Raw genomic sequence first — 13,133 nt, forward strand, 5'->3', positions numbered from 1 at the left:
GCGGATTATTTGCGCACGGTGCGCTGTTCGATGCGCTTCTCGAACGTGCCGCAGATGATCCGGTCGACGTAGATGCCAGGGGTGTGGATCTGCGCCGGGTCCAGCTCGCCCGGTTCGACGATTTCCTCGACCTCGACCACGGTGATCTTGCCGGCGGTGGCGGCCAGCGGGTTGAAGTTCTGGGCGGTGTGGCGATAGATGACGTTGCCGAAGTGGTCGGCTTTCCAGCCTTTGACGATGGCGAAGTCACCGGTGATGGACTCTTCCATCAGGTACGGGCGACCGTTGAATTCGCGGGTTTCCTTGCCTTCTGCGACCGGGGTGCCGACGCCGGTGGCGGTGAAGAAGGCGGGGATACCGGCGCCGCCTGCGCGCATTTTTTCCGCCAGGGTGCCTTGGGGGGTGAGGACCACTTCGATTTCGCCGCTGAGCAATTGCTTCTCGAACAGGGCGTTTTCACCGACGTAGGACGCGATCACCTTGCGGATCTGCTTTTCTTCCAGCAGTACGCCCAGGCCAAAACCGTCGACGCCGCAGTTGTTGGAAACCACGGTGAGGTCGCGGGTGCCTTTGCGCTTGATCTCGGCGATGAGGTTTTCCGGAATGCCACACAGGCCAAAACCACCGGCGAGCACGGTCATGCCGTCTTCCAGGCCTGCCAGTGCTTCCTCGTAGGACGCCACGCGTTTATCGAAACCTGCCATATGCACCTCTTTTATTGTTTGTGGGCCAGCCAATGAATCGAGTGTTGCGCCGACGGATTGATTTGTTAAGTTGTTTTTTAAGGTTGATTGGTTTGGAAAACAGCATAATCAGCTTCAAGCCGCAAGCTTCAAGGAGAAGCAACGGCTGCTTTTACTTGTGCCTTCAACTTGTAGCTTGGAGCTTCCAATGACCGTTAAACAGATGCGTGCCTTTCTTGCCGTGGCCCAAAGCCTGAGTTTTGCCGCCGCCTGCGAGCGTCTGCACCTCTCCCAATCGGCGCTGAGCCTGACCATCAAGGGCTTGGAAGAAGGGCTGGGTGGGCGCTTGTTCAGTCGTAATACGCGCAACGTGGCCCTCACGCCCGAAGGTGAATCCCTGTTGCCCCTGGCACGTCGGCTGATGGCCGATTGGGACAATGCCGAGGATGAACTGCGTCAGTTGTTCACCCTGCAACGCGGGCGGGTCACCGTGGCGGCGATGCCGTCGTTTGCCGGCAACCTGCTGCCGCCGATCCTGAAGATATTCCGCGCGCGTTACCCCCAGGTGAACGTGACGGTGCATGACTTGATCAATGAGCAGGTGCTGGAGATGGTTCGCGACCGCCATGTGGAACTGGGCGTGGCGTTTGAACCCTCGGAAGGCTCGTCGCTGGCCTTTACACCGCTGTACCTGGACCGCTTTATTGCGGTGGTGCCCGGTGATTCATTGCTGGCCCAGTGTGCCGAGGTCGACTGGAAAACCTTGCTGGAGCACCCGTTCATCACGTTGCAGCGGCCTTCCACGGTGCGGGTGATGCTGGAAGAGCATCTGGGGGCTTTGAAGACGAAGTTGCCGGTGGCGTTGGAAAGCCATCAATTGGCAACCGTGGGCAAGATGGTCGCCAGCGGGCTGGGCGTCAGCGCCGTACCAGCCTTGTGTGCGCAGCAGATGCTGGAGGCGGGGGCGCATTGCATCACCTTGACCGATCCGGTGATCGAACGGCCGATTGGTGTGCTGACCAAGCCAGGGCATGAACTGTCGGCGGCGGCGCAGGTGTTGTTTGATATTTTTCGGGACGAAGCGGGGAAGGGTAGGTTTCCGGCGTTGTTATAAAGCAGGGTTATAAAACAGGTATTAAAAAGCCCGCTCGAGTAAACGAGCGGGCTTAAATTTAAAGTTGCACCGTTATCAGCAGTATCTATCAATCACTTTAACTTGCGATTGGCCTTTGAGGTTCTGCCATTCGGTATTAAGTGTATGGAACACTTGCTCGATAAAGTTGCGATCGGCCGCGGCTTTCTTGCCGACATAACCCTGGCCACGGCGGTACATCTTCAGGCGCGCCGCCAGTTCACGGTTATTGCGGTCGAACTCGGCTTCTTCGGTGTGGGGCGCCAGGCAGTCAATTTGCACTTCGCCCGATTTGCCAATCCACAGGATATGGTCGTCGAGTGTGTCTTTCTGCGCTGCGAACATCTCAGCCAATTCATCGATAGTTGGTTGGTTGTTCAGATTCATGTGTAAGCCCCTTGACCAGTTGGCGATCTATCAGTTGATTCCGTTAAAACTGCTTAGTTGTCTCCGGCTTCGAAAACCGGGCGTCAGTGACTGTCTGCCGAATACGGGCAGGGTCTTGAGCCTGATGCATGTAGTCTTGCTGATGAACTGCTACGCAATGGTTTCATAACGAAGACAAGCAGCGTTTGAGCTCCTTGTACCGATCCTTACGGGTCGGTCAGCTTCATCAATCTGCCTTGTGAGCAGTGCACATCCGGAAAAAACAGCTCGGCGGTCAGACGAGCTTGTTCAAAACGCTTGTTACCAACGCTCCCGATCCGGGAGACGTCTAGATCATGCAAGGACAAAAAGGTTACGTCAACGGTTATGTAGTGATTATTTTTATTCACTACATAAATCGTCGTGGGGACGGGGGGATGCGGGAGAAGGTGACTTGGGCGTCATTTTTTGTGCTGATTAGTCGCAGGCGCCAGTGGTCGATTCCGCGCTTAAGCATTGTGGGAGGGGCGGTTTTTTATGGCCCCAGCCGCTCGGCCAGCAACGGCAACAACCGCTCGCAAGAGGCTTCGATCTTCACCTGCAACAGCTCATCCCCTCGGGTCTTGCCCAAGTTGATGGCGATCACCGGCTTGCCCTGTTCGACCATCGCCTTGCACAGGCGAAATGCGGAGTAAGCCATCAGCGACGAACCTACCACCAGCAACCCCTCGGCATGCGTTACCGCCGCCATCGCCCTGGCCGCCGTCGCCGGCGCGACGTTCTCGCCAAAAAACACCACGTCCGGCTTGAGTCGCTCACCCTCGCAATGGGGGCAGCGGGGGACCTGGAAGTGCTCTTCAAACGCGGGGTCGAGCAAGGTGTCGCCATCAGGCGCCTGTACCGCATGGACCTGCGCCAGGTATGGGTTATCGACCTCCATCTGTCGCTGGATCACGTCGCGTGTGCTGTGCAGTTGGCAATCCAGGCACAGTACCCGGTGCAGGCTGCCGTGCAATTCGGTCACGTCATGGCTGCCGGCCTGGTCATGCAAGGTGTCGACGTTCTGCGTGATCAGGCCGGTGATGTGCTGGCGCTGTTGCAGGGCCGCCAATGCCCGGTGAGCGTTGTTCGGCTGGGCGATACGTACCCTCGGCCAGCCCAGCATCGCCCGCGCCCAGTAGCGGCGTCGCGCCTGCGCGGTAGCGAGGAACTCCTGGTACATCATCGGCGCTTTGCCCCGGCGCACGCCTTCGCTGTCGCGGTAGTCGGGGATCCCCGACGACGTGCTGATGCCTGCACCGGTCAACACCAGGAAGCGCCGTTCGGCCATGGCGCGGTGCAGGGTGTCGAGGTGGTCTTCCTGATGTTCCAGCGTGTCGAGCATGGGGTCTCCTATTCGCCGCGGATGTATTGCTCCAACTGCTTGATCAGGTCAGCCTGTTCGGCAATGGCTTCCTTGACCAGGTCACCGATGGAAAGCAGGCCCAGCAGCTTGCCGTCTTCGACCACGGGCAGGTGGCGCAGGTGGCTGTCGGTCATGATGTTCATGCACTCTTCGACACGTTTATGGGTATCGACGGTGATAACTGGGGAACTCATCACCTCGTGGACCTTTGTGGTGACCGACGACAGCCCCTTGAGCATGATTTTGCGTGCGTAATCGCGCTCGCTGATGATCCCCACGACCGCGCCTTCCTTGACCACGGGCAAGGCCCCGACGTTTTTCTCCGACATCCGGACCAGCGCTTCAAACACGGTGTGATCCCATTGGATGGTGTGAACGTCCTGGTTTTTCTGGTCCTTGGCTTTCAGCAATTGTGCAACGGTCTTCATGGCGGCCACTCCGGTGTTGTTGTTAGGAAGTCAGCGAGTTCCCTACAGAATCCTAGACGGGCTACGTCGCTGCAAGGACCAAAGCGGCGTTAAACCCGTCGAAAAACGTCATTCGCCGGTTTTTTTCACCTTTCATCCCGCATTCGCCGGCTTTTTGGCGCGTTTGGTCGTGCCGGCTGCCTTGCGGAGTGCCGCCTTGCGCTTCTTTTTCCACGGTGCAGCACTTTGGCCCGCCGGGCTGGCGGGCCCCGTGATGGTCATGCGCATGCTGTTGCAACGCGCCACTTGCTTGCTCATCCATGCCGCCTGCTTGGCGACGAATTCTTCCAGGCTCATCTCGCCGCTTTGCACCATGTCCAGCGCCTGCTCCCAGATTGCTGTGGTGCCGGGGTCGGCGATGGCACGGGGCACCGCGTCGATCAGGCTGAAGGCTGCCGGGGTCGCCGACAGTGCCTTGCCGTTCTTCACCAGATAACCCCGGTCGAGCAACCCTTGGATAATGCCCGCGCGGGTGGCTTCAGTGCCGATGCCGGTGGTGTCCTTGAGTTTTTGCTTGAGCAGTGGGTCTTCCACCAGCTTGGCGACGTTTTTCATCGCCTTGATCAGGTCTCCTTCGGTAAAGGGCTTGGGCGGTTGGGTCCACAGGTCCTTGAGGTTGACCTTGGTCACCGCGTAATCCTGGCCTTGCACCAATGTCGGCAAGGCCTGCGGTGCCGGTGCTTCGCGCCCCTTTGCCGGTGCGAGGGCTTCGGGCAAGGCGCGTTTCCAGCCCGGCTCGATTACCACTTTGCCCACTGCGCGCAATGCCTGGCCCGCACAGTCGAAATCCGCCTGGGTGCGATCGTATTCATGGTTGGGCAGGAACTGCGCCAGGTAGCGCGCGCGAATCAGGGTGTAGACCGCACGGTGCTTGCCGGTGAGTTGGCCAACGTCCTTGCCGGCGCCGGTGGGAATGATGCCGTGGTGCGCGCTGACCTTGGCATCGTTCCAGGCCCGCGATCGGCGCTGGGGATCGATATGCGGCATCAACTCATTCACTGCCGCATCCGCACGGCCCAGTGCGGCGAGGATCTTCGGCGCCTCGCTGTGCTGGCTCAATGGAAGGTAGCCGCAGTCACTGCGCGGGTAGGTGATGACCTTGTGGGTTTCGTACAGGGATTGGGCGATATCCAGGGTTTCCTGGGCGCCGAGGCCGAGCTTCTTCGAGCAGATTTCCTGCAGGGTGCCGAGGTCGAAGGGCAGGGGCGCCACTTCGCGCATGCGTTCGGTACGCAGCTTGATCAGCCGGGCGCTGGCGGCGTTGGTCATGGCGTCGGCAGCGTCGCGGGCCAATTGCGGATTAAGGCAGCGGCCCTGGTCGTCACAGGCATCTTCGGCGGCACGCCATTGGGCGGTAAAGGTCATGGATTCGTGGCGCAGGTCCACATCAATGGCCCAGTAAGCCACGGGCACGAAGTCGGCGATGCTGCGGTCGCGGTCCACCACCAGGCGCAGGGTCGGCGTTTGCACCCGGCCCACTGGCAGCACGCCCTGATAGCCGGACTGGCGCCCCAGCAGGGTAAACAGGCGACTCATGTTCATGCCGATCAGCCAGTCGGCGCGGGAGCGGCCCAGGGCCGAGTGATACAGGCTGAACGTTTCGGCGCCTGGCTTGAGCGCCGCCAGGGCCTTGCGGATGGAGGCATCGTCCAGCGCCGACAGCCATAGCCGCTGGATCGGCCCGCGATAGCGGCAATGCTCGACCAGTTCGCGGGCGATCATCTCGCCTTCACGGTCGGCGTCGGTGGCGATCACCAGTTCCTGGGCTTCCCCCAGCAAACGCTTGACGGCCTTGAACTGGCTGGCGGTCTTGGGCTTGACCAGCATCTTCCATTTTTCCGGGACGATCGGCAGGTCGGCCAGTACCCAGCGTTTGTATTTGGCGTCATAGGCGTCGGGCGGGGCGGTTTCCAGCAGGTGACCGATGCACCAGGTGACGGTGACCCCATTGCCCACCCAGCAACCGTCGCCGCGGCGACTGGCACCGAGCACGGCCGCAATATCCTTGGCCTGGGAGGGTTTTTCACAGAGGTACAGCCGCATGGTCAGCCCATTCGTTACACAGTTGAATGGGGAGCAGGATGGGCAAAAGAAGGAAATTGAGCAACCATTATCTGTATGGATGTACAGCTGAAAGTTTCAAGCTGCAAGCTTCAAGAAAGAGCCGATTGGCTTTTACTTGGCGCTTGCAGCTTGCCCCTTGAAGCTTATTCAGTTGTTATCGATGTCCACATGCCGCGTTTCCTTGAGGCAGAACATCCCCACGATCAGGCTCACCCCCGTCACCGCCACCGGGTACCACAAGCCATAGAAGATGTCGCCGGTGTACACCACCAGCGCAAACGACACGGTCGGCAGGAACCCGCCAAACCAGCCGTTACCGATGTGGTAGGGCAGGGACATCGAGGTGTAGCGAATACGTGTCGGAAACAGCTCCACCATCAGCGCCGCAAGCGGGCCATAGCACATGGCGGCGATCAGGATCAGCACCACGATCAGCACTACCACCATGACTTTGTTGACCTGGGCCACATCCGCCGAAGTCGGATAGCCGGCCAGGGTCACCGCACCGCGCAGCGCTGCCTCGTCGAAGCCATCGATACGCACTTCACCCACGCTGACCTGCACCGGGCTGCCCGCCGGGGCGGCGGCGCTGCTGTAGGGCAGGCCTTGCTTGACCAGGAAGGTCTTGACCTTGTCGCACGGGCTGTCAAATTTCGCCTTGCCTACCGGATCGAACTGGAAGGTACAGGTGGCCGGGTCGGCCAGCACGGTGATCGGTGCCTGGCGGCTGGCCTGGTCCATCGCCGGGTTGGTGTAGTGCGCCAGGCCCTTGAAGATCGGGAAGTACAGCGCGGTCGCCAGCAGCAGGCCGAGCATCAGCACCGGCTTGCGCCCGACCTTGTCCGACAGCCAGCCAAAGAAGACAAAGAACGGCGCGCCAATCACCACGCTGATGATCAGCAGCATATTGGCCAGGGCCGGGTCCATCTTCAGGAACTGCGTGAGGAAAAACAGCACATAGAACTGCGACGCATAGAACGTCACCGCTTGCCCGCCGTTGATGCTGAACAGCGCGATCAGCACCACCTTGAGGTTTTCCCATTTACCGAAGGACTCACGGATCGGCGCCTTGCTGGCCTTGCCTTCCTCTTTCATTTTCAGGAATGCCGGCGACTCATGCAGGCTCATGCGGATCCAGGTCGAAATACCCAGCAGCACAATGGAAAACAGGAACGGAATACGCCAGCCCCAGACTTCGAACTGATCGCCGGTAAAGTACCGGCACGCCAGCACCACCAGCAACGACAGCAGCAAACCAAGGGTCGCGGTGGATTGTATCCAGCTGGTGTTGAGGCCGCGTTTGCCGGCCGGCGCATGCTCGGCCACATAAGTGGCTGCGCCGCCGTATTCACCGCCCAAGGCCAGGCCTTGCAGCATGCGCAGCACGATCAGGATGATCGGCGCGGCGATGCCGATGCTGGCGTAGGTCGGCAGCAGCCCGACGCAGAAAGTCGCCACACCCATCAAAATGATGGTTACCAGAAAGGTGTACTTGCGCCCGATCATGTCGCCCAGGCGGCCGAACACCAGCGCACCGAACGGGCGCACCACAAAACCGGCCGCAAAGGCCATCAAGGCAAAGATAAACGCCGTGGTGTCGTTGACCCCGGCAAAGAACTGCTTGCTGATCACCGCCGCCAGGGCGCCGTAGAGGAAAAAGTCATACCACTCGAACACCGTCCCCAGGGACGAGGCGAAGATGACTTTTCTTGATTCGCTACCGATGCTCGCGTTGGTCGCCGAGCCCAGGGGTTGAGCATGTTCTGACATTGGGAAGTCCTCACAGTGATTATTTATTGTTGTTCCACTGTCGGCGCCAGGTTTGGCGCCGCTATTCAGATTGCATGAACCAGTTCTTTCTCCGGGGCGAGACTCCTTGTGTTCGGCGAAAGGATCAACTGCGCGGCTTTTTCCGCGATCATCAGTGTGGGTGAACAGGTATTGCCGGACGTAATGCGCGGCATGATTGACGCATCGGCGATGCGCAGGCCGGGCACGCCATGCACGCGCAGTTGGGCGTCGACCACCGCGTCTTTATCGCTGCCCATGCGGCAGGTGCCGACCGGATGGAAGATCGTCGTGCCGATACGCGCGGCGGCTTCATGCAGTTGCTCTTCGGTTTGCAGTGCGTCGCCGGGCAGGTATTCCACCGGTTTGAACTGGCTGAGGGCTGGTGCGGCGACGATACGTCGGGTCAGGCGAATCGCGTCGGCGGCCACCCGCAAGTCTTCCGGATGGCTGAGGTAGTTGGGCCGGATCAGCGGCGCATCCGCCGGGCTGGCCGAGCGGATATCGATGCGGCCACGGCTTTGCGGGCGCAGGTCGCAGACCGAGGCGGTAAACGCCGGGAACCCGTGCAGCGGTTCGCCAAAGCGCTCCAGGGACAGCGGCTGCACGTGGTATTCAAGGTTGGCCGAGGTCTGTTCCGGGCCCGAGCGGGCAAATGCGCCGAGTTGGCTGGGCGCCATCGACAGCGGGCCGCTGCGGTCATACAGGTAGCGCAGGCCCATGCCCATCTTGCCCCATACGGTGCCCGCGATCTGGTTCAGGGTGCGGGCGTTTTCCAGCTTGTAGATCAGCCGCAGTTGCAGATGATCCTGCAAGTTGCCGCCGACACCCGGCAGTTCATGCAGTACATCAATGCCCAGTGGCTTGAGCACGCTGGACGGGCCGATCCCCGAGCGTTGCAGGATCCCCGGCGAGCCCACGGAGCCGGCGCACAGCACGATTTCCTTGCGGGCCTTCCAGCTCATTTGCTGGCCGTTTTGACGCCCGAGCACGGCCGAAGCGCGGCCGTTTTCCAGCACCACGCGGTCCACCTCGACTTCGGTCAGCACCGTCAGATTGGGCCGCTGGCGGATCGGCTTGAGAAACGCCTTGGCCGCGTTCCAGCGCACCCCGGCCTTCTGGTTGACCTGGAAGTAGCCGCACCCCTCGTTATCGCCCTGGTTGAAGTCGCTGATGTTTGCGATGCCGCTTTGCGCCGCCGCCTCACGAAACGCATCGAGGATCGGCCACGACAGCCGCTGCTGCTCAACCCGCCATTCGCCGCCGTCGCTGTGGAATTCCGAGCCGCCCGCAAAGTGGTTTTCGCTCTGCTTGAACAGTGGCAGCACGTCCTTCCAGGCCCAGCCCGGGTTGCCTGCGGCCGCCCAGCCATCGTAGTCCTGGGCCTGGCCGCGCATGTAGATCATGCCGTTGATTGAGGAGCAGCCACCGAGCACCTTGCCCCGTGGGTAACTCAGCGCACGGCCTTGCAGGCCTTCCTGGGCTTCGGTCTTGAAGCACCAGTCGGTGCGTGGGTTACCGATGCAGAACAGGTAGCCGACAGGGATATGGATCCAGGGGTAGTTGTCGCGGCCGCCGGCTTCGAGCAGCAGCACGCGGTGGGCGGGGTTGGCGGACAGTCGATTGGCGAGCAGGCAGCCTGCGGGGCCGGCGCCTACCACCACATAATCGTATTCAGCAGTTGCAATGGGCATCTGAGGTCTCGCTTGTTTTTCTTATTGGCTCCATCCTAGTTGTTAGTTTTCGTCTTAAAAATGTTAGTTTTTACCCAGCTGCTGTGCGTTTTTAAACAGCGCTGCCTGGGGCGCATGCAATGGAGGCGACATGTTCGACTGGAATGACCTGCGGTATTTTCTGGAGTTGCAGCGCAGCGGCCGCCTGCTCACCGCCGCGCAGCGCCTGAAAACCACGCACGCCACCGTGGCCCGGCATATCGAAGCCATCGAGAAGAGCCTCGGCACCGCGCTGTTCGTGCAGCACGCCCAGGGCTACGAGCTGACCCCCGCTGGCGAAGCCCTGCTCAAACACGCCGAAGCCATGGAAAACGTCGCGTTGCTGGCCGAGGACGAACTGACCCACTCCGCTGCGCCCCTGGGCAAGATCCGCCTCGGGGTGGCCGAAGGCTTGGGGGTGATGTTCCTCGCCGGCCGCATGGGCGGGCTGTTCGAACGTTATCCCGGCCTGGAAGTGGAACTGCTCGCCGTGCCGCGCTTCGTCAGCATCCTCAACCGCGAAGCGGAGATCAGCATCCACCTCGAACGCCCCAGCGTCGATCAACTGGTCACGCGCAAGCTCACCGATTACCGCCTGGCGCTCTACGCCAGCCGCGCCTACCTGGCGCGCACCCCACCGATTGAAAGGCGCGAAGACCTCGCTGCCCATTCATGGATCGATTACGTCGACGATCTGCTGTTCAGCCAGGAACTGAAATTTCTCAACAGCTTCTGCCGCAACCCCAAGGTGGTGTTCCATAGCACCAGCGTCATCGCCCAGCACCAGGCCGCACGCTCCGGTTTGGGGATTGCGGTGTTGCCGTGCTTCATGGCGTCGGGCGACCCGGAGCTGGTGCCGTTGCTGCCGGGTGAGGGGATCCAGCGCAGCTACTGGATCAGCTCGCGCCGGGAGTTGCACAAGTCGGTGCGGTTGCGGGTGTTGTGGGATTACGTGGTGGAGTTGTGCGCGCGTGAGCAGCCACTGCTGCTCGGCGAATCCAGCTGATGAAACCCTCCCACAGTGATCTGTGGTGTGGGTGACAGCGGGTTAATCGCGCAATTCGAATTCAGCACTGCCCAATCGCTCTCCATTCACCAAGACATGCACCGCATGCCTGCCGGGATAGTGCTTGCGCGTCGTCAACTCGCGAATATGCTGCTCGCGGCGCAGGCTGTGCTGTTCACCCGCGCCCAGCGTAAACGCCTTGAGCTTGAACACCTTGGCCGCGCTGTGCCCGGCGCTTTTGACGTAGTCGATGGCGTAGTCCACCACCAGTTTTTGCGCAGTGGCGGCGGTGGATTCCAGGCTGAACGACAGGTTGATCCGCTCGCCCAGGGTGATCACCGCCGGTGTCACGCTCAGGTGATGGAGCTTCACCTCGGCCTTGGCGCCTGCGCCCATGATCGTCAGCGCGCGGGTGTTGCCCTGCTTGATCAGGCTGCGCAGCGCATGGCGGGCGATCCAGGCAGTGTGCGGGTTGTCCAGGTCCCAGCCTTCGATCAGGCTGAGTACCCAATCCGGGTGGTCCTTGGTGATGTCGTTGAGGTGGTTGGCCACGGATTTGCGTACGTAGAGGCTGCTGTCGGCCTTGAGGTTGTCGAGGATCGATGCGCACAGCTCAGGGTTGGCCTGCACCGCGGCCAGGCGAAACGACCACGGCAGCCGGGGGCGCGAGCCTTCGCTGGCGAGGCGGCGCACGTGTTCGTTGTCATCCAGCGACCACGTTTGCATGATCGCCAAGGTGCGTTCGAAGTCGTGGAGCAAGAAGTGTCTTATGGCGAACTCAGCCGAACCAAAGGTGGTGAAGTATTTGAGCGCGGCCATGGAGCGCTTGAAGTCGCCCAGGCCATAACTTGCCACGTAGTGCGGTAGGAACAGGCAGACAAATCCGCTGTTCAGGCGCGGGGCCAGGGCGTAAAGCAGTTTGAGGCTCTGTGCATAGTCCAGCGGGATCACCGCGTGCAGGCTTTCGCTGACCCGCGCCATCCGCTGCATCACCGACAACTCGGCCAGCCCGGCCTTGGCATGCCTGAGAAAGCCCTTGGCGTCGAACGCCGGGTACACCGCCGTCATTTCGCTGGCGATGTGTTGCAGGCGTTCGAGGTTGAAAATTTCCTTGAGGGCCGGGGCGCTTTGGTCGGTCATCGGTTATTCCAGGGTTAAAGAAACCAGCGGTATTCCCGCGCGTTGATCTCTTGTTGAAAGGCCAGGTGATCCTGGCGTTTGTTCTCGCAGTACACGTCGATAAATTCAGCACCGAGCTTATCGCGCAATACCGGCTGATGCTGCATGGCGCGCACGGCATCGAGCATTTCCACGGGGAAGTCGGTGCCGCTGCCGCGGTCCTCGTTCAGTGGCGCGATGGGTTCGCGCTTGGCTTCAAGGCCATGCTCAAGGCCGACCAGGATCGCCGCCAGCACCAGATACGGGTTGGCGTCGGCACTCGCCAGGCGATGTTCGATGCGCAGGTTGCGCGGGTCGGAGTCGGGGATGCGCACGCATGCGTCGCGGTCTTCAAACCCCCAACTGGCGCGGGTCGCCGCGTTAACCGTACCGCCCAGGCGGCGGAAGGCGTTGTGGTTGGGCGAGAAGATCGGCATGCAGTGGGGCAGCAACTCCAGGCAACCGGCCACGGCATGGCGCAGCGGTTGCTGCTGGTGCGCCGCGAGCACATTGTTGCCCGCGCCGTCATACAGGCTGACATGCACGTGCATGCCGCTGCCGGGGAATTGCAGGTAAGGCTTGGCCATGAAGCTGGCGCGGTAGCCGTGTTTCAGGGCCACGGCACGGGTGCTACGGCAGAACAAGGCCGCCCAGTCGGCGGCGCGCAGGCCGTCGTCGAGGTGACCGAAATTGATCTCGAACTGGCCGGGACCGAGTTCGGCGGTGATCACCGTGATGTCGATGCCTTGGTCCTTGGCGGTCTGCGCCATATCGTCCAGCACCTCGCTGAAGCGCGACAGCCGTTCGATATGCAGGTTGGGCTGGTCGTCGGTGTCATCGCTCAGCGGGTCGCGAGCGAATTGCGGCAGGCCGTTGTCGAGTTTTTTGTCGAACAGGTAGAACTCCAGCTCGAAGGCCACCACCGGGTGAATGCCTTTGTGGTGCAGGCGCTCCAGCACGTTGGCCAAGACTTCGCGAGGTTCGAATTCGATCGGCGCTTCGGTGCCGTCCGAGGTGATCAACATCTGCCCCAACGGCTGCGACTCCCAGCTCACCGGCTTGAGTGTGCCGGGCACCAGGCGGCGGTTGGCATCCGGGTCACCATCGTGGAAGCAGTAGTCGCCGATCTTGAACAGCCCGCCCTGAACCCCCAGCAGCACGGCGTTTTGCGGCAGCTTCAAAGGGCTGCCGGCGGCGACCTTTTCCAGCATCTCGATGGGGTAGCGCTTGCCGTAGAAATGCCCGGGGATGTCCAGGGCGATCAGGTCGACATAACGCACGTCGGGATGGTTCTGGCGAAAGGTCCGTACTTCGGCCAGTAACGTGGAGGCTTGGCTTTTCACGGGTGTTGC

11 protein-coding genes are annotated in these 13,133 nt (G+C 61.1%); 2 read left to right on the top strand and 9 right to left on the bottom strand.

Features of this window, described 5'->3' with window-relative positions:
- Positions 1-5: 5 nt before the first annotated feature.
- A complete protein-coding gene (locus FIV39_RS24590) occupies positions 6-704 on the bottom strand; it encodes a CoA transferase subunit A (RefSeq protein ID WP_090402174.1) in 699 nt (232 codons plus the stop codon).
- 187 nt (positions 705-891) lie between these two features.
- Between FIV39_RS24590 and FIV39_RS24595 the strand changes: the two genes are divergently transcribed.
- Positions 892-1,797, top strand: a complete 906-nt coding sequence (locus FIV39_RS24595) for a LysR family transcriptional regulator (RefSeq protein WP_090402176.1) — start codon at positions 892-894, stop codon at positions 1,795-1,797.
- A gap of 75 nt (positions 1,798-1,872) precedes the next feature.
- Here the strand turns inward: FIV39_RS24595 and FIV39_RS24600 are convergent, their stop codons facing one another.
- The 6 genes from FIV39_RS24600 to FIV39_RS24625 form a co-directional block, all read right to left on the bottom strand.
- Positions 1,873-2,202 (bottom strand): hypothetical protein, encoded by a 330-nt coding sequence (locus FIV39_RS24600; protein ID WP_025854475.1) that lies wholly within the window; start codon positions 2,200-2,202, stop codon positions 1,873-1,875.
- 514 nt (positions 2,203-2,716) lie between these two features.
- Positions 2,717-3,565: an NAD-dependent protein deacetylase gene (locus FIV39_RS24605; RefSeq protein WP_090402178.1), complete on the bottom strand. Its 849-nt coding sequence runs from the start codon at positions 3,563-3,565 to the stop codon at positions 2,717-2,719.
- An 8-nt stretch (positions 3,566-3,573) separates the two neighbouring features.
- Positions 3,574-4,014, bottom strand: a complete 441-nt coding sequence (locus FIV39_RS24610) for a CBS domain-containing protein (protein WP_090402180.1) — start codon at positions 4,012-4,014, stop codon at positions 3,574-3,576.
- 132 nt (positions 4,015-4,146) lie between these two features.
- Entirely contained in the window at positions 4,147-6,096 is a 1,950-nt protein-coding gene (locus FIV39_RS24615; protein ID WP_090402182.1) for a DNA topoisomerase III, read from the bottom strand.
- Positions 6,097-6,264: 168 nt separating this feature from the next.
- On the bottom strand, positions 6,265-7,887 hold the full coding sequence (locus FIV39_RS24620; RefSeq protein WP_090402184.1) for an MFS transporter: 1,623 nt from the start codon (positions 7,885-7,887) through the stop codon (positions 6,265-6,267).
- 65 nt (positions 7,888-7,952) lie between these two features.
- Positions 7,953-9,599: a GMC family oxidoreductase gene (locus tag FIV39_RS24625; protein WP_090402186.1), complete on the bottom strand. Its 1,647-nt coding sequence runs from the start codon at positions 9,597-9,599 to the stop codon at positions 7,953-7,955.
- Between the two features lie 130 nt (positions 9,600-9,729).
- On the opposite strand from FIV39_RS24625, the gene FIV39_RS24630 reads away from it, so the two are divergent.
- A complete protein-coding gene (locus FIV39_RS24630; protein WP_146371626.1) occupies positions 9,730-10,623 on the top strand; it encodes a LysR family transcriptional regulator in 894 nt (297 codons plus the stop codon).
- 42 nt (positions 10,624-10,665) lie between these two features.
- Here FIV39_RS24630 and FIV39_RS24635 read toward each other — a convergent pair whose 3' ends face one another.
- Together FIV39_RS24635 and FIV39_RS24640 are read right to left on the bottom strand one after the other, a co-directional pair.
- Positions 10,666-11,763 carry a DNA alkylation repair protein gene (locus FIV39_RS24635; RefSeq protein WP_090402188.1) on the bottom strand — a complete coding sequence of 366 codons (1,098 nt, stop codon included), beginning with the start codon at positions 11,761-11,763 and terminating at the stop codon, positions 10,666-10,668.
- 14 nt (positions 11,764-11,777) lie between these two features.
- Positions 11,778-13,124 carry a glutamine synthetase family protein gene (locus FIV39_RS24640; RefSeq protein WP_090402190.1) on the bottom strand — a complete coding sequence of 449 codons (1,347 nt, stop codon included), beginning with the start codon at positions 13,122-13,124 and terminating at the stop codon, positions 11,778-11,780.
- Between the last annotated feature and the right edge of the window lie 9 nt (positions 13,125-13,133).

This window comes from Pseudomonas grimontii, from assembly GCF_007858185.1.
In the GTDB taxonomy this organism is placed as follows: Bacteria; Pseudomonadota; Gammaproteobacteria; order Pseudomonadales; family Pseudomonadaceae; genus Aquipseudomonas; species Aquipseudomonas grimontii.